The organism is Pseudomonas sp. Tri1, assembly GCF_017968885.1.
Taxonomy (GTDB): Bacteria; Pseudomonadota; Gammaproteobacteria; order Pseudomonadales; family Pseudomonadaceae; genus Aquipseudomonas.
The window spans coordinates 3,349,418-3,373,778 of record NZ_CP072913.1 but is presented as its reverse complement, the minus strand read 5'-3'; the positions used below and the strand labels follow the sequence as shown (position 1 = coordinate 3,373,778).

The window sequence follows — 24,361 nt, the reverse complement described above, 5'->3', positions numbered from 1 at the left end:
TCCTTTTCGGATACTTGGAGGGTCCGTTACCAATGCCGGTTTCAGGCCTTATCGGCATCTCGCAATGGAACTGTAACTGATTACCATCAATTGGTGGCATTGCGCCACTAACCTTTTATCCGCGACCTTTGCTTTATGATGTCCGCCATCTCAACTCCCGAACTGATGGAACCCCCATGACTTTCGATTTCGATACGGTGTTCGAGCGCCACGGTACCGGCAGCACTAAATGGAGCCGTTACCCGGCCGATGTGTTGCCGATGTGGGTGGCCGATATGGACTTCCCTGCTCCGCCGGTGATCATCGATGCACTGCACAAACGTCTGGAACACCCGATGCTGGGCTACAGCGTGGCCCAGGACAACCTGCGTGCGGCCATCGTCGCGGATCTGTGGAACAAGTACGCCTGGCGCGTCGAGCCCCAGCAGATTGTGTTTCTGCCCGGCGTCGAGCCGGGTTTCAACATGGCGCTGCACGCGCTGGTAGAACCGCAGCAGAATGTCGTGGTACAGGTGCCCAACTACCCGCCGCTGCGCAACGCCCCGGGTCACTGGCAACTGAACAAGGTGGAACTACCGTTCGACCCGGTCGATGGCGAGTTTCATACGCCGCTGGCCGCGTTGCGCGAGGCGTTGCAGGGTGGTGGCGCGCTGTTGCTGAGCAATCCTCACAACCCGCTGGGCAAGGTGTTTGACCGGGAAGAACTCAAGGCCGTAGCAGACATTTGCCTGGAGCAGGACGCCTGGATCATCTCCGATGAGATCCATGCCGAACTGTGTTTCGACGGTCGAGTGCACATCCCCACCGCGTCCCTCAGCGCGGAAATTGCCGAGCGCACCATCACCCTGATGTCCGCCAGCAAGGCCTACAACATCGCCGGCTTGAAAACCTCGTTCGCCATCATCCAGAACGCCAAGGTCCGCGAGCGAGTCAACAGCGCCCGGGCCGGCATGGTCGACAGCGTCAATGCCCTGGGCCTTGAAGCCACCCGCGCGGCCTACAGCGAAGCCGGTCCGTGGCTCGACGGCCTGAAGGTGTACTTGCAAGCCAACCGCGATTACCTGGTCGAAGCAGTTGACACTCGCCTGCCGGGCATCACCATGACGGTGCCCCAGGGCACTTACCTGGCCTGGCTGGATTGCTCCGGGTTAGGGCTGGACGACCCGCACGGGTTCTTCCTCAAGGATGCCAAGGTCGGCCTGAGCGCCGGGCTGGATTTCGGTGACGATGCCGGGCAGTTCGTACGCCTGAACTTCGGCTGCCCGCGGGCGCTGCTGGAGGAAGGGATTGCGCGGATGGAGCGGAGTTTGAAAGCCAGGGGCTGATTGCACAGACCAGGGGGTTCCTGTGGCGTGGGAGCCAGCTCCCTCGCCACAATTGGCTCAGCGTCTTACCCGTGCATCTCTGGCGTATACACAAAGCACAACTTGTTCCCCTCCGGATCCCGGCAATACGCCCCGAAGTACCCAGGCGAATAATGTGGCCTGGGGCCCGGAGCACCTTCGTCGAAGCCGCCCAGGGCAATGGCCTGTTCCCAGGCGGCGTGCACGGTTTCCGGAGAATCTGCGGCGAAACTCACTTGCATGCCATTGCCCCACGTGGCGGGCAGGCCGTTGAACGGCAGTTGCACGAAGACCTGTGGCCACGGCTTCCCAGGTTGATGCCAGCCCTCCCCAGGTGGCCCCGAGTCGTTTTCGCTCGCCATGCGCACCAACCCCAGGCAACCGAGAACGGCATCATAGAAGGCGACCATTTTCGGCAAATCGCGCGCGCCGATCTGTATGTGGCTGAACATGTCGTGCTCCTCGTATTTCGACGGTGCGGTTGCTCAGGACGGCGCCTTGGCAATCACCCAATCTTCCCGTTGCGCTCGTAATCACAAACCTGCTCGGCCCGCCCTATCTGCGTTCACCGGTCAAAGCCCGTTGATGAAAATAGCGCAGTTGAACGAGTGCGTGTTCAGCGGCCCACAACTGCACCTGGCCGCGACTGCCGAAAAAGCGTTCCTGGCGACTGAACAGTGCCCGTTGGCCATTCACATCGAACGCCCAGGCAAAACACACCGTACCGGCGGGGATACCATCCATGTCGTCCGGCCCGAGAATGCCGGTGGTGGCCACCGCCGCGTTGGCGTTAGCGTCGTGCAAGGCGCCGAGAGCCATTTCTTCGGCCACTTCGCGACTGGTGAGATTGAACATCTCGATGGTGCGCGGGCTGACCCCAAGCAGCCGTTGTTTGGCCTCCGGGGAATACACCACATAGCCGCTCTCGATCAGCGAACCGCAGCCCGGCACCTCGGCCAGTAACGTGACGATCTGGCCGGCGGTGCAGGATTCGGCTGTGGTCAGGCGAAGTTCATGTTCACGCAGATACTCACAAATGAAGTGGGCAACGGTCATGGCAAGCAGTCCTTTCATGGTGCTGATGGGTTGACCCTTGCCACTGTGATTCATTCCCTTTATCGCGCCATGGCCTGCACACGGCAAATAAATGAAACCGCTCCCCGCTCCTGTACCTCAAATTCATAGGAGCCTCGTGCGGAGGCTGTCTTGATCAGGAGGTCGTCATGTCTGCACCTTTCGTCAAACTGTTCACTCATCCCGAGTTCGCCTGGGCGGACATCCGCGAACAAGAGCAGGCTCACCCACGGCATTATCTGGGGCATTTGCTGTTACTGGCCTTGATTCCTGCGGTGTGCCTGTTCATTGGCACCACCTGGACTGGCTGGAGCCTGGCCGAAAACGAAACGGTACGGCTCAGCAGCGCCAGCGCACTGCAGTTGTGCGTGCTGCTGTACCTGACCATCGTCGCTGGCGTGGCCCTCATGGGGTTGTTCATTCGCTGGATGTCACGCACTTTCGACGTGCGTCCAACGGTCAACCAATGCATTGGTTTCGCGGCCTATACCGCCACGCCTTACTTTCTGGCCGGGATCTTCGGGCTCTACCCTAACCGTTGGCTGGCGGTCGCCGTATTGGCACTGGCCTCGGCTTATTCGACGTTTTTGCTGTTTGTCGGGCTGCCCAAGTTCATGAGTCTCAAGAAGGAACAAGGCCTGCTGTACTCGGCCAGCGTCTGGGGCGTCGGGTTGTTGGTGCTGGTCACTATCCTGGTGGAGATGATCCTGCTGTGGTTTAACGTGTTGCAGCCGGAATATCTGCGTTTTCCAGCGAGCTGACAGACACGCCAGGCATCCGGATGAAATACCTGAATGTTTTTTTGGCGAGGGAGCTTGCTCCTTCGCCATGGGGTGCCCTGCCAGCCCTACTTGTCAGCCTTCTTCATACCAATGCGCCGGCGCATGTCGGCGGTGATGCTTTGGCGGGTTTTCTTGAGGTCGGCCCAAGGCTCGTGACCGACTTGCGCCAGACGCTCATGCACGTTGTGCACATTCCATAGATTCGCCCCCTTGAGCTCGGCGACCTCTTCGCGAAAGATCGGTACCGACACCGGCAATCCCTCCCGGGTGCGGGCGGCATAGGCGCAGATAGTGGTGGCGCCCAGACCGTTGCGCAGGTAATCGATGAAGATCCGCCCTACCCGGTTTTTTGGCCCGGACACGGCCGAGAAACGGTCCGGTAGCAGCTTGGCCATGTGGCTGACGATCGCATGGCTGAACCCCTTGACCTCATCCCAACCCAGTTTTCGCGTCAGCGGCACCACCACATGAATGCCCTTGCCGCCGCTGGTCTTGAGAAACGCCTTGAGCCCCAGCTCATCGAGTACCGATAACGTCAGTTGGGTGGCCTCCACCATGCTTTTCCAAGGCAATGCCGGGTCCGGGTCAAGGTCGAGGACAAAGCGGTCGGGCTTGTCCAGGTTCACCGTCGTGGCGTTCCAGGTGTGCAGCTCCACCGTGCTCATCTGCACCGCGCCAATCAAGGCCTCGGCGTTATTGATGATCATCACTGGCTGCCCTGTTAGTGCTTTGTCCAGGCTGGTAATGCCAGTAATTGCCAAGTGCTCGGCATTCTTCTGGAAAAACAGCTCACCCGCGATGCCGTCCGGTGCCCTGACCAGCGCCACTGGGCGGTCCGCCAGCTCAGGGAGGATGAACTCGGCAACGCTGGCGTAATACTCAGCCAGTTGCAGTTTGGTGGTGCCACTGCTGGCGTCGATGACGCGATCCGGATGGGTGATGCGAACTTTGCCGTCCATGGCCGGCACTTCGCTGGCTTTGTGTCTGGCGTTCGCCTTGGATGTGCTCGATGGCGCTTGAGCGGAGGTTTTCTTTTGGGTGGAGGGCTTTTTCACCGGTTTCGCCAGCTCCTGAGTAATCTCCTTGGCCGGTTTGTCATTGCGCAGTCCATGGAACACCGCATGGCGCACCGAACCTTCCTTGGTCATCTCGGCAAACGCCACTTCGGCCAACAAGGTCGGTTCGAGCCAGTGCACGCCTTTGGCTTCGTAGCCGGTGGGCGGGTTGACCACGGCGGCCTTTTTCGTCTCCAAGGGCAACAACTGTTGGTAGATGCTTTTGAGGGTGGTTTCGTTGAACCCGGTGCCGACCTTGCCGGCGTAACGCAACTCACCACTGTCGGCATCATGCAGCCCCAGTAGCAAGGCGCCGAAGGCGTTACGGGCACCCTTTGGATCGCTGAAGCCGACCACCACGAACTCCTGGCGGTTCTTGCACTTGAGTTTGATCCAGTCATTGCTGCGCCGGGAAACATAGGCGCTGCCCAGCCGTTTGCCGATCAGCCCTTCCATCTGCATCTGGCAAGCGCTGTTGAGCAGTGCCTCGGGGGTTTCTTCGAAGGCATCGGAAAACCGCAGCAGAGGGTCTTTGTTACGTTCCAGCACTGCTGCCAATGCGGCCCGGCGTTGCTCAACGGCCACTTTGCGCAGATCCATGCCGTTGAGGTACGGCAGGTCGAACAAGTAATACGCGATCTTGCCACTGCTGCCGGCCTCGAAGGCATTTTGCAAGGCCTGGAAATCCGGCACGCCCTGTTCGTTGGCCACCACCATTTCACCGTCGAGCCAAGCCGATTCCAGCCCCAACCCGGCCAGGGCCTTGGCTTGCTTGGGCAATTTATGGGTCCAGTCATGGCCGTTACGGGTGATCAGGCGCACATCGCCGTTTTCGATACGGGCCATGATTCGGTAACCGTCGAACTTGATCTCGTAAAGCCATTCGCCGTCGGGTGCCCGTTCGACCAGCGTGGCGAGCTCCGGTTTAAGCGTCTCAGGCATCGGCCCGGCCGTTGCGCCGCTGAGGGTAGTTTTCGCGGTCCTTTTCGTCGACTTGGGTCGAGGGGCTTTTTCGGGCGGCTTCACGGGCTTGGCTGGGGCGGCCTTGCCTCGATGCTTGGGCACGATCGAGCGATCGCTGAGCACGCTGTCCGGCTCAGCCTGCACCACGTCATATTCGCTCTCGGGCCGAGCCGCTTCATCCTGATGCTTGATCAGGAACCATTGCTCCTGCTTGCCGGGCATGTGGGTGCGCACCAGGTTCCATAGGCCGCTGAGCTTTTCGCCTTGCAGCTCGAACTTGAGCCGGCCTTTTTCATAGTCCTGATGGGCATCACCCTGGGGAATCCACACGCCCCGGTCCCAGACAATGACCTCGCCGGCGCCGTAATGGCCTTCGGGGATGCTGCCTTCAAACGTCGCGTAATCCAGCGGGTGGTCCTCGACATGTACCGCCAAGCGCTTGACCTTGGGATCCAGCGACGGCCCCTTGGGCACCGCCCAGCTCTTCAACGCGCCGTCCAGCTCCAGGCGGAAATCGTAGTGCAGCCGCGAGGCATCGTGCTTCTGGATGCAGAACTGCAGGGCGTGGGCGCTTTTCGCCGATTTGCCCGCGCGCTTGCCCGCTGGTTCCGGCGTGGCGGCGAAATCGCGCATGCGGTTGTAATCATCAAGGGTCTTGCTACTCATGGACCACCTGCTACGTGTTGCAAGGCCGGGTCGGCCGCAGGCCTCCCGGCGGTTTCCGCCAACAGTTGATCGACGACTCGGCTCAAGGCCTGTTCGGTGGAGTCCCCCAGCAATAACCCTTGTTCATAGAGAACGACCTGCCGGTCGGCACTGATGCCTTCCTGCACGATACGGCGTGCTTGCTTGAACACATCCTGGACGCCCAGTTGCGCCGCGGTTTCACCGAAGGTTTGCTCGGCCAGAGTGAGCCATTCACCGATAAGCATGGGTTGCTCCTGCCCCTGGACAATGAACTCCGCGAGAATCCCGTAACGCTTGGCCCGCCAGCGGTTTTCCTTGAGGATCCACTGGGACATCGGGCTGTAATGGGCACCGGGTCGCGGTTGGGCGATGGCATGGGCCACCATCAGGCGAAACAGCGAGACGATGCACAGGACGTCTTCGACCCGAGGGCAGGCATCGCAAATGCGCAATTCCAGGGTCGGGTAACGCGACGAAGGTCGTATCACCCACCAACAGTCGCTGGGTTGGCGTATGGAACCGGTGCGCATGAGCAGGTCGACATAACCGGCGAACGCCGACTCGTCCTCGAAAAACTCCGGCACACCCATGCGCGGCCATTCATCGCAGGCAACTTGTCGATAGCTGCTAAAGCCCGTGTAGGCGCCGTTCCAGAACGGCGAAGAAGCACTCAGCGCCAGGAACATGGGCAGCCAAGGCAGCACCTCATTCATGACCCGCACCCGGTCCTGATTGGCCGGCACCTCCACATGCACATGCAGGCCCGACAGCACACTGCGCCGCGCCACCCGCTGGTAATCGTCGAACAGTTGCTGGAAATGCAGTTCATCGGTCGGTTGCAGGACCTGGGTGGCCATTGGATGTGAACCGGCGCTGAGCAGCCCCAGGCCATGGGGCGCCAGTCGCTGGTTCAGGCCGGTCCGGACCTGGTTCAGGTAATCGGCGGCCTCGGCCAGGCTGCGAAAGATGGGCGATGCCATCTCTATCTGGCATTGGAACATTTCATGGGCAAAGTGCTTGCCCAACTGCTCCTGGCACGCAGCGACCGCCGTCGTGGGCGGCTCACCGGGCATGTGGCGGGTTTGCAGGTCGGTGATGAAATACTCCTCTTCAATCCCGAATTTCATGCGCCTGTTCATCGATAATCCCTCCGATACCCGCGCCGATGCGGGTTACAACCAACGCCACCACGGCGATCCTTTCCACGTCCTGATAACCCGGCGTGAGCAATTCCTCGCCAAACACATCCGGGTCCAATTCTCGATAAGTCCAGCCAAAATCCGTTGAGTCGCGCCACGGCCCCAGCGCTTCCAGGAACGGGTCGCGGCCATCGACCATTGCCACGCCGGTGTAGAGCACCAGCGAGCCACCCGGTGTGAGCCGAGGCAAGGCCTGCTCGATGATGCGCAGCGACAGCCCGGCGCCGAGTGTCCCACCACCATGGCGATAGGCGCGCTCGGACGGGTCGGCCATGTAGGGTGGGTTGGCGACAATCAGGTCGAAATTCCCCTCTACGTCCTCAAGCACGTCGCTACGGGCGATCTCGACGTTGGCCACCTCGGCCAGCGCTGCATTCACCGCACTCAGGCGCAGGGCCAGCGGGTTGATGTCCAAGGCCAACACCTGGGCCTCGCGCCGGGCCCGGGCAATCACCATGGCCCCGACACCCGCGCCGCAACCGATGTCCACGGCGCGGTGCACCGCCGTGAAACTCTGTTGCAGATGAGTATGGATCAGTTGGGCGAAGCGGTAGCTGTCCGGGCCGAAAAACACCGCATCGTTGGCTTGGGTGGGAAACTGCGAATGGGCGAACAACAAGCCATCCAGGCTCGACCAACGCACCCGGCTGTGCCACAGGCCGTCGCGTTCTTCCAACACTTGGGCTTGCTGCAATTGCCGCTGCTCATCGGCGCTGATCAGCCCCGGAGCAAACGGCCGTGACCAGCCAAACACATCCCGCAGGGTTTTGGCGCATTCGTTGCCGGGCCTTTGGTTGACCCGTTCATGGGTCAGGGGCGTCGGCGTGATGAAACGGTAACCGTCGGCCTGCAGGCGCCGGCCCAGTTGCAGCAGCGCCAGGTCAGCTTCGGACAGGCGTTCTTCCTGATTCATGCAGGGCTCCTAGCGCAATACGGATTTGAGTTCGATGAACTTTCGGGTCGCCAGCAGCCCGGCCGGATGACTGTGGCAACGGGCCGAGAGCCAGGGCATCAGGGTTTGCATCTGCTCATCAGGCGCCTGGCCTCGCAGGGTCTGCTGAAGATTCTGCACATCAGGATCGTCGATTGCCGTGTGTGGCTCGCTGGCCGCGCCGAGATTACGGCGCGGGCTGCCACGCGCGCCCTCCTTCAGCCAGTCACCGGCGATCCAGTCGTGCAGCAGCTGCTTTTCGTAAGGGCTGAATACCCCGAACATAGCTGCCCCCGCCCCCTCGATCAGGGTCCAGAACCGACTGTTCTGCGGGTCCTCATGACGCTTGATCCAGCCCTTGTTCTGCATTGCCGTCAAAAATCCCTCCAGCTGGCCTGGTGCCGAGAGCCACTGGTTGACGGTCTTGCCTTCGAACTTGCAGTAATCGGAATGCATGTGCTGGCCGAACGGGCGTTTACGCTCAAGCATGTCCAGTACTTCCTGATAAAGGTCGAATGACTCGATGATCGCTCGGCTGCCCTGCCCCAGGTCATTGAGGCGATAGCCCAGGGTAACCCGGCGCCAGAAGGATTCACGGCCGGCCTCCATCGGCATCAGTTGCAGCAGCGACTGCACAGCTTTGTGGGCATGGCCGGTGCTAGCGTTGTCGATGGTCACATGGAGGGTGAAGTAGTACGGATCGATGTCCAGTTCGCTCAGTTCGTAAGCGCTGATCAACAGATGCAAGGGCAACTGCTCGTAACCCAGGTTGTAGCCGATGACCTCGGGCAGGTATTCATCCCCTGCGTAGCCCAAGGCCAGTTGCACCGCGCCTTGCAGGTAACGTTCGTCGTCGATGTCCGGGGCATCCTGCAGGCCGTGCTCGGCGAGCAGCTTGCGGTAGATCACCACGTGGTTCTGTGCTGGGTTACCGTCGCCCAATTCTTCCAGATAGGTACACAGCAGCCCTTCGAAGCGGTGGTCGTGCCAATGCTTGAGCACCCCATACAGCCAGGCGCCGTCGACGAGTTTGGTGGGTGCCACGGCTTGCAGGAAATACAAGGCGTGAGCCTTGCTGCTGAAGAATTCGCGCGGGCCGCCGCCTTTGCGCCGCTCCAGGTACTCGGCGTATTGCCGGGCCACGCCAGCGCTGTGTTGCTCGACCCAGGCTTGCAGCGCCATAGGGTCATCGGGCATTTCCTGAGGGAGTGTCGCAGCCTGTTCGGCACATTGCTCGATAAACGCTTGGGCGACGGCTTGTTTATCAGCATCGTCGGGGCCCTGGAGCAGTCGTTCGTAGCATTGGCGCACTGTCCCGGCGTCAGTGACAGGTTGCACGGTGGCAGGCCGGGATTGGAGGGTTGTCAGCGCAGTCATAAGGGCCTCTTGGGTTCTTTGCAGGACGCTGAGTCAGCACGTCTCTATTTTTGCAGAGCGCTTTGTGCGACGAAAAATTCCCTTGAGTTGAAACGCCGCCGGATAAACGGAGCCGTGCCGTTTTAGTGGGAACCCTTGCGTCGCTCTAACCCTCGAATGAATGGCAAGTGCTAACGCTGGCTTCATTTTGTGGCGCCACAGGTTTCATGTCAGTCAGGGCCTTCCCCGTGTCCAAGGAGCCACAATGATCTTCACTGTATGGGTAGCGGTGCTCGGTGCCGTATTGCTGACCCTGGCCCTGACCTCTTCCTACTTGCGCTGGATGCCGGTCACCACCTCGGCGATGTGCCTGGTGCTGGGTGTCGCCATCGGGCCGTTGGGATTGGAGCTGTTGAAGCTGGACATCACCGACTCGTCGGGCTGGATGGAGCACCTCACGGAAGTTGCCGTGGTGTTTTCGTTGTTCGTCAGCGGCCTCAAGCTGCGCTTGCCCCTCAAGGACCGGACCTGGCGTGTGGCTTATGGGTTAGCCGGGCCGGTGATGATCCTGTCGATCGTTGGCCTGTGCCTGGCGCTGCATTATCTGTTTGGCCTCGGTTGGGGCGTGTCGATGCTGATCGGCGCGATGCTCGCGCCTACCGACCCGGTGCTGGCGGCGTTGGTACAGGTCAACGATGCGCGGGATGACGATCGAGTGCGTTTCGGCCTGTCGGGCGAAGCTGGATTGAACAATGGCTCGGCCTTTCCCTTTGTGATCCTGGGCCTGCTGATGCTGCGCGAGGATGGCAGCGGCTTTCTCGCTGACTGGGCCCTGCGCAGTGTGTTGTGGGCGGTGCCGGCCGGTTTGCTCATTGGCTATTGGATGGGGCGCGGTATCGGCAAGCTGACCCTGTCGATGCGCATCAAGAATGCCGACAGCACCTTGTCACCCAACGACTACTTGGCCTTGGCGCTGATCGCCCTGGCCTATGTCGCTGCCGAAGCGGTCCAGGGCTATGGTTTTCTTTCGGTGTTCGCCGCCGGGCTGGGCCTGCGTCAGGCTGAAGTGCAGTCCACCGACGGTGACTCAACGCCAGCCGAACACCGGGTGCAACCGGTGGTAGGCCACGAAGCCATCGATCCCCGGCAAGCGGTCCTGGGGGATACCGAGTCCCTCGACGAAGGCCAGGTGGCCGCTGGCGTCATGATGAGCGACATGCTCGCGTTCGGTAGCCTGGTGGAGCGCTCCATGGAAGTGTTCCTGGTTACCCTGCTGGGGGTCGTGCTGGCCAACCATTGGGATTGGCGGGCCTTGGCCATTGGTGCCCTGTTGTTTGCCGTCATCCGCCCGTTGAGTGTACTGGCGATGCCCTGGGGGCGACTGCTGGACGGGCCGCAACGGCTGCTGATCGGCTGGTTCGGCATACGTGGTATCGGCAGCCTGTTTTATCTGTTCTATGCCTTGAACCACGACTTGCAGCCTGGGGTGGCACAGCTGTGCATTAACCTGACCTTGTCGGTGGTGGCTTTGAGCATCCTGGTTCATGGGTTGAGTACACAGCCCACATTGGCGTGGTATGAGCGCCATAAAAAATCGGCTTGAGGCCTGTGGCGAGGAAACTCGTCCCCGCTCGGGCGCTTAGCGCCCGTATGTTTTCACAGGGCGCATCAACCGCCCGGATTGCTTATCTGGATATAAACCGAATACACCCCGAGCAATACCCAGAATGTGGCAAAGATCCACGGCGTGCGCACCGAAAACAGCAACGACTTGCGGTAGCCCTTGTGGGTCGATTCCCGCTCGCTGAACAGCGGCGAGTCATCGTAGGCCAAGCCCATCAGCGGTTCGGCGCGCAGCAATTCGCTTTGTTTGAAATGCCAGTGGTCAATGATGTCGTAGGCCGCCCGGATACCCGGCCAGGCGTTGAGCGAACTCAAAAATCCCAGCAGGGCCAGGAATGGCGGCACGATCAAGGTGAACAACTTGCCCCACTCCGGGTTCAGGTTAGCCATGCACGAGGCAAAGGCAATCACCAGGAAGGACTGGGCTGCCAGGTACGCATCGGTTCGATTGGCCAGGATGCTGGTTTCGTATTGGATTTCCCGGCGATAAAAGTCCAGTCGTTCCTTGGGGGAGCCGAACAGCTTGGCGTTGTGTTCAGTCAGTTCTTCTTCCGGGGTTGGCCCGGTGAGTATTCTGGGCATGTGTACAGGCGGCGCCTCGATGATGATTCGGACTCGTTAGAAGAACCGGGCACCGGGCAAGTTCCAGGCAAAGGACCAGAGGTCCAACGAAACGCTCGACCACCATCAAGTGTCTCTAAATCATCAAAGCGTATGAGGAGGGACACGTGGATTATCTTGGATGGGTGCAATGGCCGGCGATGGTGGTGACCGTATTGGCTGCCTGGTTGATCGGCTCACGCCAGCCGCGACGCCGGATGGCGGGGTTCAGCTGTTTCATTGCCAGTAACATTCTGTGGGTTGTCTGGGGGCTGCACTCAGATGCGTATGCGTTGATCGTGCTGCAGTTTTGCCTGTGCGCAATGAATTTGCGCGGGTTCCGGAAAAACACCGAGTAAACACCTGCCCCCTCGCCACATAGCGTCAGCAATAGATCACCGGTGCGTGTCTACTCCATCGTCTGCCCGATGATCTGCACCAGATCGATCTGTTTGAACGGCTTGGTCAGTCGTGGCAGTTGGCTGGCGAAGCCTTCCAGACGCTCGGCGTAACCGGTGGCCAGGATAATCGGAAGACTCGGTTGCTTCTCACGCAGCAATTTCGCCAGCTGTGCACCGTCCATCTGCGGCATGGCCATATCGGTGATGACCAGATCGATGTCCCGATTGCGCTCATACAGCTCCAGCGCCTGAGACCCCGAGGGGGCGCAAAGGACCCGGTGGCCCAGGTCTTCGATCAGTAAACGGGTGGAGGTCAGCACCAGGCTGTCATCGTCGACCACCAGCACCAGCAGCTCGTTTACCAGCTGCGAGGCCGGCGCTTGACTCAACGCTTTGCCCACTGCCGAACCTTGCGCCACAGGCAACCACAACTCGGCGACAGTACCGATGCCTTTCTGACTCTTGAGTATCAGGCGGCCGCCCAATTGCTCGGCCAGGCCATGCACCATGGACAACCCCAGTCCGGTGCCCTTGCCGACGCCCTTGGTGGTGAAAAACGGGTCCACGGCCGAGGCCAGTGTCTGCTCATCCATGCCCTCGCCTTCATCGGTGATCGACAGGCAAACGTAGCGACCGGGCGCCATCGGTTTGTCCGGTCCAGCCTCGCTCCCCTGGCGTTCATCGGCGGTAATCACTATTCGACCGCCATGGGGCATGGCGTCGCGGGCATTGGTCGCCAGGTTGAGGATCGCCAGCTCCAATTGGTTGACGTCGGCCCACACCGGCGAGAGCGCCTCGATGAAGTCGGTCTGGATGTGAATCGACGGGCCCATGGAGCTTTGCAGCAAGCCACTGATGCCCCGCACCAGCGCTGACAGCTCGACCGCTTCGGAGGTCAGTTTCTGTCGGCGGGCAAACGCCAGCATCCGTTGGGTCAGGGAAACACCGCGCAGCGCGCCCTGGGTGGCGTTGTCCAGCAATTGGGTGAGTTTCGGATCAGCTGGCATGCGCTTACGCACGATTTCCAGATTGCCGAGAATCACCGTAAGCAGGTTATTGAAGTCATGGGCAATGCCGCCGGTGAGTTGCCCGATGGCGTGCAGTTTCTGCGACTGGAACAGCGCTTCACGGGCCTGTTCCAGGGCCTGCTGCGCCTGGGTGGCGTCGGTGATGTCGCGGGTGATCTTGGCAAACCCCAGCAGCGTACCGGTGTCATTACGGATCGCATCGATGACCACATGCGCCATGAACCGCGTGCCATCCTTGCGTACACGCCATCCCTTTTTTTCGAAACGCCCTTCGCTGGCGGCGATGGCCAGCGCTCGTTGCGGTTCGCCGGCTTCACGATCCTCAGGGGTGTAGAACATCGAAAAATGCCGGCCGATGGCTTCCGCTGGAAGATAACCCTTGATCCGCTGCGCTCCCAGGTTCCAGTTGGTCACCTGCCCGTCCGGGTCGATCATGTAGATGGCGTAATCGGTGACGCTTTGCACCAGCAGGCGAAACTGCTGCTCGCTTTGTTTGAGGGTTTCCTCGGCCATCTTGCGATCGGTCAGGTCACGGGTGATCTTGGCGAAACCGAGCAACGCGCCACTCTGGCCATCGATGATCGGGTCAATCACCACGTGGGACCAGAATAACGTGCCATCCTTGCGCACACGCCAACCCTCGCCTTCGAAGCGGCCCTCGCGCAGGGCCGTGTCCAGCGCGCGTTGCGGTAGGCCGGCGGCGCGGTCCTGCTCGGTATAGAAACGGGAAAAATGCTGGCCCAGGATCTCGGACTTTTCGTAACCCTTGAAACGCCTGGCGCCGGAGTTCCAACTGGTGATGATACCCGAGGGGTCGGTCATGTAGATGGCGTAGTCGACCACCGCATCGATGAGCAGGCGAAAGCGCTGTTCTTCGTTTATGAGTGAGGTCTTGGGGGCGTTATCAAGCATCTGGCCGGGGCATCCGTGTGGATTCTTTTTTTGGAGTATGGGGCAAGTCAGGCGCCAGGAAAAACTCTCGAATCGGAACACCCTGTGGGAGCGAGCTTGCTCGCGAAAACGGGCAGTCAGTCAACTTTGATGCAGACTGACAGTCCTCCATCACGAGCAAGCTCGCTCCCACAAGGAGATTTGTGCGCCTCTTGAGTAACTGACCACCAACGCGGCAACAAGTGCTGCACCCTCGCCTCACCGAAGCGATCATCAATGAGCATCACCACTCCGCGGTCCTGTTGAGTACGAATGACCCGACCTGCTGCCTGCACTACTTTTTGCAGGCCGGGGTACAGATAGGTGTAGTCGTAGCCGTCGCCGAATATCGCGGCCATGCGCTGTTTCATTTGCTCATTGACCGGATTGAACTGCGCCAGCCCCAAGGTAGCGATGAACGCACCGATCAGGCGTGAGCCCGGCAGGTCGATACCCTCCCCGAACGCGCCACCGAGCACCGCAAAACCGATGCCCTGGCTGTGCTCCATGAAGCGTTCGAGAAAGGCCTGCCGTGGCGCCTCCCCCATGCCGCGCGATTGCGCCCAGGTAGCAATCTGCGGATGCCGCTCGGCGAACAGCCCGGCCACCTGTTGCAGGTAATCGAAACTGCTGAAGAACGCCAGGTAATTGCCGGGACGCTGACTGAACTGACGGGCCATCAACGCGACGATAGGCTCCAGGGATGCCTGGCGATGGGCAAAACGGGTAGAGATCCGACTGACAATCTGCACGTCCAACTGCTCGGCCTGGAACGGCGACTCGACATCGATCCACACCGTGTCCGCCGGCGTACCCAGCAGGTCGGCGTAATAGCGCCGAGGGCTCAAGGTCGCGGAAAACAGCACGCTGCTGCGCGCCGCTTTCAGTCTCGGGCGCAGGAAGCCGGCGGGCACCACGTTGCGCAGGCACAGGGTCGACAGGCTGCGCTGGCGGCCGAGTTCACGCTTGTGGATGTCGAACAGGAAATGTTCGTCGAAGGTTTCCGCCACCCGGCCAAACTGCAAGGCGTCGAAGTAAAACGCCTGCAATCCGCTGTCCAGGCCTTGGGGATGGTCGTTGAGGTAATCGCCGATGGCCGTGGTACAGCTTGCCAAGGCCTGGAGCAGCTTTTCCGGAGGCTTTTCATACGCCTGATAGGCCATCACCTGCGGCGCGTGCAAAGAATTCCACTGGCGATTGACCCGCTCCAAGGCTTTTTTCAGCGGTTCAGGGGCGGTTTTTCGCACCGCTGCCAGCGTCGACTGATCGAGCGTCGCGCTGTACATCTGCCGCCCCCGCTCCACCAGGTTGTGGGCTTCGTCCACCAGGGTCGCGACCGTCCAGCCATTGGCCTGCGCCAGGCCGAAAAGCAAGGCGCTGAAGTCAAAGTAGTAGTTGTAGTCGGCCACCACCACGTCGGCCCAACGGGCCATTTCCTGGCTCAGGTAATACGGGCAAACGCCATGGGCCAGGGCAATCTCGCGCAACGCCGCCTGATCCAGCAGCGTGACCTGGCTCGCGGCCGCCCGGGCCGCCGGCAGACGGTCATAGAACCCGCGGGCCAGTGGGCAGGATTCGCCATGGCAGGCTTTGTCCAGGTGCTCGCAGGCCTTGTCCCGGGCAATCATTTCCAGCACCCGCAATGGCATTGACGGCGCGCTGCGAGTGATGACTTGGGCGGCATCCAGTGCCAGCTTGCGCCCGGGGGTTTTCGCCGTGAGGAAGAACACCTTGTCCAGTTGCTGCGGCGCCAGGGCCTTGAGCATCGGGAACAGCGTACCGACGGTCTTGCCGATGCCGGTGGGGGCCTGGGCCATCAGGCAGCGGCCGGTGCTGACGGCCTTGAACACCGACTCGGCCAGGTGCCGTTGCCCAGGCCTGAAGCCGGCATGGGGAAAGACCAACGTCTGCGCACCGCGATTGCGCGCCTGGCGGTGGGTCATTTCCTGTTCGGCCCAGGCCAGGAACAGCGCACCCTGCTCCTCGAAAAAAGCCCGGAGTTGCGCGGCCTCGAAGCTTTGCGTGAGGCAGGTTTCCTTTTCGCTGATGATGTCGAAATACACCAGGGCTACGTCAATGCGTGGCAACTGCAATGTGTTGCACATCAGCCAGCCGTAGATTTTCGCCTGGGCCCAATGCAACTGGCGATGATTGGCCGGTTGCTTGCTCAGGTCGCCCCGATAGGTCTTCACCTCTTCGAGGCAGTTGCGCACGGGGTCATAGCCGTCGGCCCGACCTTTGACTTTCAACGTTTGGTAGTGGCCTTCGAGGCTGACTTCAGCCTGGTAACCCTCACTGCGCCGCGACGCCACGGTGCGATGGCCGGCAATGCCTTCCAGGGCCGTCGGCGACGGTGTGAAGCGCAGGTCAAGATCGCCCACCTTGGCGGTGAACTCACACAACGCCCGCACGGCAATGCTGTAGCTCGGCGTCGGGGTCATGCGCGCCCATCGCGAGCAGGCTCGCTCCCACATTTGAGCCGGGCTGGCTCGAGATGTCCTGTCACTGCTAGCCCCCTGTGAGAACGAGATTGCTCGCGCTGGGTTGTTCGGCCCATTGCACGTAGCAAACGGCGACGGGCATCTGGTGCTCCTGGCAGAACTCCAGCCAGCGCAGTTGGTTGTCTTGCAGGCGATCACCTGGGCCTTTGACTTCGATCATCCGGTAGGTCTTGTGCTGCGGCCAGAACTGGATCAGGTCCGGCATGCCGGCACGGTTGGCCTTGATGTCCAGCAGCAACCGGCTGAACCACTGTTTGAGGTGTGCGGCCGGCAGGCAATCGAGGGCCTGATCCAACAGCTCTTCGGACAGCGCCCCCCAGAACACGAAAGGCGACTGCACGCCCCACTTGTCTGCATAGCGGCGGACAATGGTGTCCCGATAGCGCCCGTCGTCCAGCTCGGCGAAGCAGGCCGCGAACAGCTCGGCGCGGCGGGCATGGAAATCTTCGTTGAGCAGGTCGACCGGTCCGCGCTGGAACGGGTGGAAAAACGCCCCGGGCAACGGTGCAAAAATCGCCGGCCAGCACAGCAGGCCGAACAGCGAATTGATCAGACTGTTCTCGACGTAATGCACCGGGGCGGTTTCGTCGTGCAAATGGGCCTGGACGTAATACTCGACCGACAAGGCCGGATCGACCCGCGGTAGCCGCAGGTCCAGGCGCTCCATCTCCCGGGCCATGGCGCGCGGCACCGGCGGCCCGCCGAGCTTGCGCCGCAGCCGGGGCAGGATACGAAGCAGCGCCTGGGTTTCGGCGGCACTTTGCGGCGATTGCGCCGCTGTTTCGCCCAGCTCCAGGGCCAGGGCGTACTCGCCAACGCGCTCCAGCACGCGGATCATCCGCAGCCGAGCGCCGGGATAGGTGCAATCGCGGTAGATGCACAGGGCCAAGGCGAAATCGCCGATGCGTTCGCCATGTTGGCCGACCTGGAACAGCAATTTGCCCCGGCGCCGTTCCAGCCAAGGGTTGTCCAGGGCCAGGGCATTGACTTGGGCGACGATGCCTGCGATCGCCTCGCCAGCTTCGAAGCGCTGTTGGCAATCGTGAAGAAACAGGCAGGCGTCGACGTCCTGGCGGCTGCGCAAGCCGCGGGACTCGCTGCTGAATTCGACGCTTTCGTAGGTGAATATTCCCAAGTCCGCCAGTACGAACTCCGACCAGTCCTGGTAAAGGTTGCCGAAAAACATCAGCCGCAGCCGGTCGCAGAGCTTCATGATCGTCAGGCTGAACAGGCGATCCTCAAGCTGCGGGCACCAACTGCGAAAGGGTTGTGGCTGGTTGAAGTGCTCATCCAAGGCCTGGAGCCATTCGGTCTTTTTCGCCTTGGGGTGTTCGATCAGGTGGCCCAGGCACCCAAGGATTTCCGACTTGAGCAGCACCTCGAACAGCTCGACGAGGCTCAGGGGCGCCTGTTCCTCGACCCAACCCAGCGCCAGCAGTGGCTCGACGGCGCGGCCAATATCACCTATTTCCGGATAATTGAGCTTGCTGTGGCGAAACCGTAACCCTTTGCGCATCACCATCCGTACCAGCAAACCCTGCGATGCACGCGGCAATGCGGCAAATTCGCCGATAAACCGCTGCTCTTCGGGACTGAGCACATCGGCATAGCGTTGCGTCAGCCAGGCGAGCACGCGCTGGAAGTTGTTCAGGTAGTAAAAGGGATCGTCGAGCGGGTTGGCTGTCACGGAAAGAAGCGCCACGGATGCTGAAGTACTGGTTATGCGTACAGATATCAGCTACGACCGCTCCAGGCAACTGCAAAAGATGAGCGGTCTCCTATATTTAGAGATGAAATCCCTCAGCCAGCGATGAACTTTCCTACGGCAAGCGAGACCAATGGCGGTTGACTAATGTGATGGCGCGGTCGAATCAGCTGTCCGCGTACTTTTGATTGAGAGGTTATGGATATGAACATCAGGTTTTTGGGCTTGCCCCTGGCCGCCGTAGCATTCATGGCTTTGGCCGGCTGCGCTTCGCCCACCGTGGTGACTTTGCAGAACGGTACCCAATATTTGACCAAGGACACCCCAAACACCCGCACCGCCGACGGCTTCTACGAATTCGAAGACATTTCCGGCAAGAAAGTCCGGGTTCGCGCCGATGACGTGGCGACGATCCGCAAGGAAGACTGAGCATCTGCCAGCCCTCTCCTGCGGAGAGGGCCTGTTATCAAGTCATCGAGTAAACCCGATGCCCAGTCCTGGCGTCGGACTTCCTTCTTCGCACCTGATCATCCCGCCTTTTCGCCGCAACGAATCACCTTGCAATCGCAGGCAGCGTTCATATTCCTGCTGATTGGAATGATCGATGCTGATATTTCCGGTTGTATCCGGCTTCTTTGTTTCCCCAAGGCTTATCGAGACCCAGGGCTTTTCGGGTTGTACTTCGAAACGCGGGCCTGGCGCCGGCGTCTCGACAGCCTTGCCAGCCTGGGCGGCGGGCAACTGATCCGACGTAATACCGTAGCGGGTCAGAATGGAATGATCCGGCAACTCCGCCAGTGCGCTGCTGGACGCCAGGACCCACATCAGGCCGACGATAGTGCCTTGTTTACTGCTCACTGCTTCACTTCTCCTAACGCTAACAACTGTGCCGAGGACGCTTGCTCCCGCTGCGCTGCTGGCCCTTGACTCGTAACGTCCAGACAGACGTCAGATTTAGGGCCGCTTCGCGACCCGGCGCGAGCAAGCGCCCTCGTCACGGACTCAAACAACCTCAGTTCAGGCGAACACGATGCCCTCGCCTCCAACCTCCCCCAGGCCAACACCCACCAGGGTCACGGAACTGACACCGACCTTGAGCACGGTGTCGTTGCCCACTTGGGTCATGTGCTGGCTGTAGTCATACCCCGCCCCAGCCCCCTCGACACCGAGGAACACCAGTTTGTCGCCGGCATCATAACCGCTGATCCGGTCCAGGCCGAACTCGCCATTGAAGATAAATGTGTCGTTGCCACCCCCCGACTGCATCAGGTCATTGCCCGCACCGCCGACGAAACTATCGTTACCCGCTCCGCCCACCAGCACATCGTTGCCAGCCTGGCCGAACAACCAATCGCCCGTAGCCCGCGCCACCAGCGTATCGTCAGCCGCGCTGCCTTTGACTGATGACGCATACGCCGTCAGGTGGCCGCCGGTGACCAAACCGTTGGCTGTCACGCTGTGACTCACTTCATCCTTGAACAATCCCCACAGCAAACCGGACTCTTTGCTGACCAGCGTGCCGATATCCCGCGTCATGCTGATCCCACCCTGGGCATCGCGGACATACAGCGTCCCCGCACCGTCGTGGGCGAAGCTGAAGTCCTTTATCGATTGCTGCAGTTGCAGGCTATTGCTGCCCTGCCCGCCCAATATCACGTTGTAGCCACCGCCATCGCGAAAGGTATCGTTGCCGGCGCGGCCTTCCAGGTAGTCGCTGCCTCGACCGCCCTGGATCAGATCATCCTTGTCGCTGCCAATGATGAAGGTGCTGCCGGTGTGGGTTTCGGCGTTGCGGTTGAGGTCCTGCACCCAGGTGTTACCACGCGCCGGGTCTGACAGGTTGGCGACGATGAGGGTGGAGTCCTTTTCCGTGAGGTCGTAGAACGCTGAGTCGAGGATCCGGCTCATGCCATCGCCGTAGCCGGTGGGCAGATGGGAAATCCAGGTGGGAATATTGAGGATGGAAAACGGCAGCACGTTCCACGTCGCCGACGCGTAGTGGTCGTTGAAGCTGACGATATTGTTGGTGGCCGACGCCTGTTGTGTATCGTGCACGCCCACCGACGACAGGTTGAAGGTCGAGCCGTCCAACGCACGGAACACCGGGTCGTTTTCATAGCCGATGTTCAATACCTTGTCAGTACTGCTCTGGGTCGGCGAGGCATAGGCAATGTAGTTGGCGCTGCCATAGAAACCAGACCACTTACTGGCGCTCAAGTCTGCCAGGCTGTTTACCGCCAGCCCGCCCAGGCTGTGACCACTGACCAACACGTCCTGGCCCGTAAGGCCGTGGGCCTGGGCGAATTTAGCGACGTCCCCGAGCAGATTGCCGAAGGCTTCGCCGACGTAGTTTTTCGCGTAATCCTTGGGCCCTAGCGCGGCCATCACATCGTTGATCACATCGCCAATGGAGTCGCTGATCAGGTGTTCGCGCGGGCCGCTGGTGCCACGAAACGACACACCGATTTCCTTCAGTTGCCCGTCGGCGCCGTACTTGCCAAGGATCTCCACCTGCGCTGTGGTATAGCCGGCCTTCTCGCCGAAGAATGTCCCCCGTCCGTCCACCTTGCCAGCGTAGCCCAGTTGCGAGGCGCTGATCGGCGTCCAACCGGCCTTTTGCAACGCCTCCAGGGCGAGTTTTTCCGAGTCTGGGTTCCATGGCACACCAGGGATCACCCCTTGGGAATCGGTGCCGCCGAGCAGCGCGGTGACCAGGGTCGCCGGCAGGCCAGTGCCGAAACCGTTGTGCTGGTATCCGGCGGCAAAGCCATGGTCGAGGTTGTGGTAGGAATACAGCATGATTGCCATTGCATCGCTGACCAATGCTTTGGACTCGGTGGTGTTGAAGTTCTGGTAGTCGTAGATACCCATGGTTGGTGCTCGCTTTTGTTGTTGGAATGCTAAAACCGGGTGGTACACCCTAGCGCTGCCAAGCAGCCCTAGGGTGCAGGCGCCCTCGCCACAGAAGTGCGTGTTCAGCCCTGCCCCTGGGTCAGAACTGCCAATCCAGCGTCAGGCCCACGCCATGGGTTTTATCCCGAGAACCGAGCAGGCCGTTGTAGTCCAGGTTGACCCGCACATCCTTGGCCACCGCCAGGCCGGCACGGGCGCCGATCACGGCGGCGTTGCGGTCCATGGACACGCTCTGCACCGCGAACGTGTTCGTGCCACCGACAAACGCCAGGTCTCGTTCGGAACGGATGTTGCTCAGGTTGTGCTGCCAGCCGAGGGTGGCGGACAACTGCAACTGGCGTTGCGCCGACAGTGTCAGGGTGTGGCCGGCCCGCGCGCCCAGTGTCGAGAGCACGGCATCGCGGCGGTCTTCAGCACTTCTGAGGGCCGCGGCATCGCCTTTTTCATGGAAGCTGTCGCTGTCCAGGTGCACGTAGGCCAGGTTGACGAACGGCTCCAGGGTCACGGGTTGCAGATCGAGGCGATACGCGGCTTCGCTGAACAGCTGGGCGGTTTGGGCGTCACGCTTGGCTTTTTCCTGGCCACTCACCGCGCCGAACTGGACGTCTCGTTTGACGTCGATGCGATGCCAGCTGTAGGCACCGCCGATGGTCAGGCGCAGGGCGTCGATTTCATGGCCCAGGTACGCACCCAGGTGATAGCTGTCAGCCTTGGCCGAGGAATGTGTGCCGTCACCTTGGCTCAATGAGCTGTCGCTATAACCGGTGACGAAGCCCAGGCGTGTCTGCTCGCTGATCAAGCCATCGACACCCGCCAGCAAGCCGCCGATGGAATGGGTCGAACTGGCGCTGTCATGGTCACCAGCATTTTTACCCCAGGCGCCGAGCACCTTGACCCAGGCGTTGCTGGCGGTGTCGCCCGGAGTGTTGGCGTCGTACAGCGCATCCTGGCGCAATCGATCCCCCACCGCTTCACGCAGGTAGCGACTGTCGTTGATCAACAGCGTGCCGATGGCCGGGTGAATTTCGCCGGACAGTTGCTGGAACGCCTGCTGTGCCGCGGCGGCGCTGGGTGACAACAGCAAGGCTTCGTAGAGTCCGTTGCCCGCGCCCAATTGCTCGGCGGCAGTCGCTACCGAGCGCTGGTTCGGCGTCAGGCCAAGGCTGCTGAAGGACGCGGCGTTACGCGCCACCGCCAGTTGAACGCCATTGACGGAGTACGCCAGGTCCCCGCCAAGAAACGCGTAGTTTGGCAGGACTTCACCGAAGCTTCCGTCGATACCGCCGGCCGCCTGAAGGATGTTGAATTGCCGGCCGAGCAGGCTTTTCACTTCGCCAGCGGTGAGCAGTGTCGAACTGTTTTCCAGGGACAGCGACACTGTTGCTCCCTCGATGGAGGCCTTGCCACCCGCGACAATCAGGTCGCTGGAGGTGGAGGACACTTCCACGGCATAGGTCGAACCGGGCTGGAACGTAACATCCCCGGCCACCTGCAAGGTGCCGATGGAACTGCCCGGGGCCACGCTGGCGCCGCGATTGGCGGTCAGGCTGGCGATGCGGCCGTTGCCGCCGAGGATGCCGCCGTCATTGACAGTAACGGCCGACGCCAGGGAGCCGTTGACCGCCAGGCGCCCCTCATTGACCAGGGTTGGCCCGCTGTAGGTGTTATTCCCGCTGAGCACCAAAGTGCCGATGCCTTCCTTGGTCAGGCCGCCATGACCGGAAATGTCGTTGCGCCATACATCCAGGCCGCACTGGATGCCGCTGCACACGCGCTGCGTAGGCTTGCCGGCATCGATGACCGCGCCGATGCCTGGCAAGTCCGCCACAAATTGGCCGGAGCCGTAGGCACCGTCGATTCGGAATTCGTCGGGAATGTCCTGCTCGGTCACCAGCATCGACGGACCGTCGATAGCCTTGCCCAGGTTGATCATGCCCCAGCCATACAGCGCATCGACACCCGGCGCGCCCATGTCGGTGGCGGTGCTGCGCAATACGCTGGCGACCTGGGCGCCGGTCATGTATGGGAAGCGCTCCATCAGCACCGCCACGCTGCCGGCTACGTGTGGAGCGGCCATGGAGGTGCCGCTCTTGTTGGCGTAGCCCACGGTCAAGTCATCGGCACTGGTGCCGCCAATCACGGCGCTGTAGACCCGGGTGCCCGGTGCCGACACGCAGAAGCTGGCGGTATAGCCGCAGCGCGATGAGAAGGTGCTGAGGGTGTACGGATCGGGGCTGGCGGTGTCGGGGTTGGTTTGCAGGGCGGCCACGGTGAGCCAGTTCGGTGCGATATCGGGCACGAAGTACGCCAGCCCGGCGATGGCATCCGGGTTGTTGAGGTTGTAGTCGTTGCCAGCGGCGAAGATCGTCACGATACCGCTGCGAGCCGCGGCGATGGCACCTTCGTAGGCGCCACCGGGCTTGGTGCCCAGCAAGGGTTCGATCTGGTCGAATTGCAATTGCGCGTCCTGCACGGTGAAGTGCGGGAACGCCGGGTCGCGGCCACCTTGGTCGAAGCGGTCGGTGATGCCGATGCCCCAGCTGTTGTTGATGATCCGAGCGCCGCTGGCGATCAGTGCATCCCAGCCTGCCTTGTACACCGCGCCATCGTTACCGAGGATGATGCCGTCCTCGGGGCCGGGGTCGCCGTTGTCGGCGCTGATGATCTGCGCATCGAACGCCACGCCATGCATCGGGCTGCCATCTCGACTGCCGGCGGCGATCCCGCCGACGTGGGTGCCATGGGAACCGAGCTTGCCGTCCGAACCGACGCTGGGTGAACCGTCGTAACGAAACGGGTCACCGGCCTTCACTGGGATATACGGGTCGGTGTACTCGCGAATGCCGCTGGTGACCAGGGTCACGACTTTGCCGCTACCGGAGAACTCCGGATGAGCCGCGTAGACCGGCTGATCGAAGATCCCCAGCTTGACGCCCTTACCGGTGTAGCCTGCGGCGTAGGCCTGTTGCGCGTTGATTGCCCCCAGGCCCCATTCGGCATTGAATTCGCTGCTGCGCCAGCTGTCGGGGTCGCCCGGCCTGCCGCTCTCGACATAGGGTGCGGCCTGAGCGGTGCCCAGGGTTGCCAGTGCGCAAAGCATGGCCTGGTTGAAGGTCTTGGGCAGAAACACACGCCCCGTCTGCCTGGGTTGTTTTTTGTTATCGATTTTCATCACGAACCATCCTTAGTTGTTGCAAAAATCCTTTGGTTTGCCCTGGCTCTTGAGGCTTGCTCTGGCTCCTGTGGCGAGGAATCACAAAGCACCGGTCT

At 61.2% G+C, this 24,361-nt stretch carries 17 protein-coding genes; 4 read left to right on the top strand and 13 right to left on the bottom strand.

All coding sequences use genetic code 11. The features are described from left to right. Window positions 1-176 precede the first annotated feature (176 nt). On the top strand, window positions 177-1,325 hold the full coding sequence (locus J9870_RS14385) for a PatB family C-S lyase (protein WP_210638690.1): 1,149 nt from the start codon (window positions 177-179) through the stop codon (window positions 1,323-1,325). A gap of 65 nt (window positions 1,326-1,390) precedes the next feature. Here J9870_RS14385 and J9870_RS14380 read toward each other — a convergent pair whose 3' ends face one another. Both J9870_RS14380 and J9870_RS14375 read right to left on the bottom strand, forming a co-directional pair. Next, window positions 1,391-1,795, bottom strand: coding sequence for a VOC family protein (locus J9870_RS14380; RefSeq protein WP_210638689.1), 405 nt, complete (start codon window positions 1,793-1,795; stop codon window positions 1,391-1,393). A gap of 103 nt (window positions 1,796-1,898) precedes the next feature. Then, complete coding sequence (locus tag J9870_RS14375; protein ID WP_210638688.1) at window positions 1,899-2,399, bottom strand: CinA family protein; 501 nt, start codon at window positions 2,397-2,399, stop codon at window positions 1,899-1,901. Window positions 2,400-2,566: 167 nt separating this feature from the next. Between J9870_RS14375 and J9870_RS14370 the strand changes: the two genes are divergently transcribed. After that, complete coding sequence (locus J9870_RS14370; protein WP_210638687.1) at window positions 2,567-3,178, top strand: Yip1 family protein; 612 nt, start codon at window positions 2,567-2,569, stop codon at window positions 3,176-3,178. A gap of 86 nt (window positions 3,179-3,264) precedes the next feature. Here the strand turns inward: J9870_RS14370 and ligD are convergent, their stop codons facing one another. The 4 genes from ligD to J9870_RS14350 are packed head-to-tail and all read right to left on the bottom strand — an operon-like array spanning window position 3,265 to window position 9,411. Next, the gene (gene ligD / locus J9870_RS14365) at window positions 3,265-5,883 is read right to left on the bottom strand and encodes a DNA ligase D (protein ID WP_210638686.1); all 2,619 of its coding nucleotides are present in this window, start codon (window positions 5,881-5,883) and stop codon (window positions 3,265-3,267) included. Continuing rightward, window positions 5,880-7,043, bottom strand: a complete 1,164-nt coding sequence (locus J9870_RS14360) for a carboxylate-amine ligase (protein ID WP_210638685.1) — start codon at window positions 7,041-7,043, stop codon at window positions 5,880-5,882. Before J9870_RS14360 ends, ligD begins: the two co-directional genes overlap by 4 nt. Further along, window positions 7,015-8,016, bottom strand: coding sequence for a class I SAM-dependent methyltransferase (locus J9870_RS14355; RefSeq protein ID WP_210638684.1), 1,002 nt, complete (start codon window positions 8,014-8,016; stop codon window positions 7,015-7,017). The genes J9870_RS14360 and J9870_RS14355 overlap by 29 nt, the downstream gene beginning before the upstream one ends. Before the next feature lie 9 nt (window positions 8,017-8,025). Then, window positions 8,026-9,411: an iron-containing redox enzyme family protein gene (locus J9870_RS14350; protein ID WP_210638683.1), complete on the bottom strand. Its 1,386-nt coding sequence runs from the start codon at window positions 9,409-9,411 to the stop codon at window positions 8,026-8,028. Window positions 9,412-9,655: 244 nt separating this feature from the next. On the opposite strand from J9870_RS14350, the gene J9870_RS14345 reads away from it, so the two are divergent. Continuing rightward, entirely contained in the window at window positions 9,656-10,993 is a 1,338-nt protein-coding gene (locus J9870_RS14345) for a cation:proton antiporter (protein ID WP_210638682.1), read from the top strand. Between the two features lie 65 nt (window positions 10,994-11,058). Here the strand turns inward: J9870_RS14345 and J9870_RS14340 are convergent, their stop codons facing one another. The 4 genes from J9870_RS14340 to J9870_RS14325 form a co-directional block, all read right to left on the bottom strand. After that, window positions 11,059-11,595: a hypothetical protein gene (locus J9870_RS14340; RefSeq protein ID WP_210638681.1), complete on the bottom strand. Its 537-nt coding sequence runs from the start codon at window positions 11,593-11,595 to the stop codon at window positions 11,059-11,061. A 427-nt stretch (window positions 11,596-12,022) separates the two neighbouring features. After that, on the bottom strand, window positions 12,023-13,954 hold the full coding sequence (locus J9870_RS14335) for a PAS domain-containing sensor histidine kinase (protein WP_210638680.1): 1,932 nt from the start codon (window positions 13,952-13,954) through the stop codon (window positions 12,023-12,025). 116 nt (window positions 13,955-14,070) lie between these two features. Further along, complete coding sequence (locus J9870_RS14330) at window positions 14,071-16,413, bottom strand: ATP-dependent DNA helicase (RefSeq protein WP_210638679.1); 2,343 nt, start codon at window positions 16,411-16,413, stop codon at window positions 14,071-14,073. Between the two features lie 67 nt (window positions 16,414-16,480). Beyond that, a complete protein-coding gene (locus J9870_RS14325) occupies window positions 16,481-18,160 on the bottom strand; it encodes a VRR-NUC domain-containing protein (protein WP_210638678.1) in 1,680 nt (559 codons plus the stop codon). A gap of 222 nt (window positions 18,161-18,382) precedes the next feature. Between J9870_RS14325 and J9870_RS14320 the strand changes: the two genes are divergently transcribed. Further along, complete coding sequence (locus J9870_RS14320) at window positions 18,383-18,607, top strand: YgdI/YgdR family lipoprotein (RefSeq protein WP_058543094.1); 225 nt, start codon at window positions 18,383-18,385, stop codon at window positions 18,605-18,607. A gap of 42 nt (window positions 18,608-18,649) precedes the next feature. Here J9870_RS14320 and J9870_RS14315 read toward each other — a convergent pair whose 3' ends face one another. The 3 genes from J9870_RS14315 to J9870_RS14305 form a co-directional block, all read right to left on the bottom strand. Then, complete coding sequence (locus J9870_RS14315) at window positions 18,650-19,036, bottom strand: hypothetical protein (RefSeq protein ID WP_348772627.1); 387 nt, start codon at window positions 19,034-19,036, stop codon at window positions 18,650-18,652. A gap of 159 nt (window positions 19,037-19,195) precedes the next feature. Beyond that, window positions 19,196-21,049, bottom strand: coding sequence for a polyurethanase (locus J9870_RS14310; RefSeq protein WP_210645058.1), 1,854 nt, complete (start codon window positions 21,047-21,049; stop codon window positions 19,196-19,198). Window positions 21,050-21,170: 121 nt separating this feature from the next. Beyond that, entirely contained in the window at window positions 21,171-24,191 is a 3,021-nt protein-coding gene (locus tag J9870_RS14305) for an autotransporter serine protease (RefSeq protein ID WP_246883147.1), read from the bottom strand. Window positions 24,192-24,361 lie beyond the last annotated feature (170 nt).

Bases quoted from the DNA above. Each gene is read 5' to 3' on its own strand.
- J9870_RS14385 (WP_210638690.1), top strand. From the start codon at position 177: ATGACTTTCGATTTCGATACGGTGTTCGAGCGCCACGGTACCGGCAGC.
- J9870_RS14380 (WP_210638689.1), bottom strand. From the start codon at position 1,795: ATGTTCAGCCACATACAGATCGGCGCGCGCGATTTGCCGAAAATGGTC.
- J9870_RS14375 (WP_210638688.1), bottom strand. From the start codon at position 2,399: ATGACCGTTGCCCACTTCATTTGTGAGTATCTGCGTGAACATGAACTT.
- J9870_RS14370 (WP_210638687.1), top strand. From the start codon at position 2,567: ATGTCTGCACCTTTCGTCAAACTGTTCACTCATCCCGAGTTCGCCTGG.
- ligD (WP_210638686.1), bottom strand. From the start codon at position 5,883: ATGAGTAGCAAGACCCTTGATGATTACAACCGCATGCGCGATTTCGCC.
- J9870_RS14360 (WP_210638685.1), bottom strand. From the start codon at position 7,043: ATGAACAGGCGCATGAAATTCGGGATTGAAGAGGAGTATTTCATCACC.
- J9870_RS14355 (WP_210638684.1), bottom strand. From the start codon at position 8,016: ATGAATCAGGAAGAACGCCTGTCCGAAGCTGACCTGGCGCTGCTGCAA.
- J9870_RS14350 (WP_210638683.1), bottom strand. From the start codon at position 9,411: ATGACTGCGCTGACAACCCTCCAATCCCGGCCTGCCACCGTGCAACCT.
- J9870_RS14345 (WP_210638682.1), top strand. From the start codon at position 9,656: ATGATCTTCACTGTATGGGTAGCGGTGCTCGGTGCCGTATTGCTGACC.
- J9870_RS14340 (WP_210638681.1), bottom strand. From the start codon at position 11,595: ATGCCCAGAATACTCACCGGGCCAACCCCGGAAGAAGAACTGACTGAA.
- J9870_RS14335 (WP_210638680.1), bottom strand. From the start codon at position 13,954: ATGCTTGATAACGCCCCCAAGACCTCACTCATAAACGAAGAACAGCGC.
- J9870_RS14330 (WP_210638679.1), bottom strand. From the start codon at position 16,413: ATGACCCCGACGCCGAGCTACAGCATTGCCGTGCGGGCGTTGTGTGAG.
- J9870_RS14320 (WP_058543094.1), top strand. From the start codon at position 18,383: ATGAACATCAGGTTTTTGGGCTTGCCCCTGGCCGCCGTAGCATTCATG.
- J9870_RS14310 (WP_210645058.1), bottom strand. From the start codon at position 21,049: ATGGGTATCTACGACTACCAGAACTTCAACACCACCGAGTCCAAAGCA.
- J9870_RS14305 (WP_246883147.1), bottom strand. From the start codon at position 24,191: ATGCTTTGCGCACTGGCAACCCTGGGCACCGCTCAGGCCGCACCCTAT.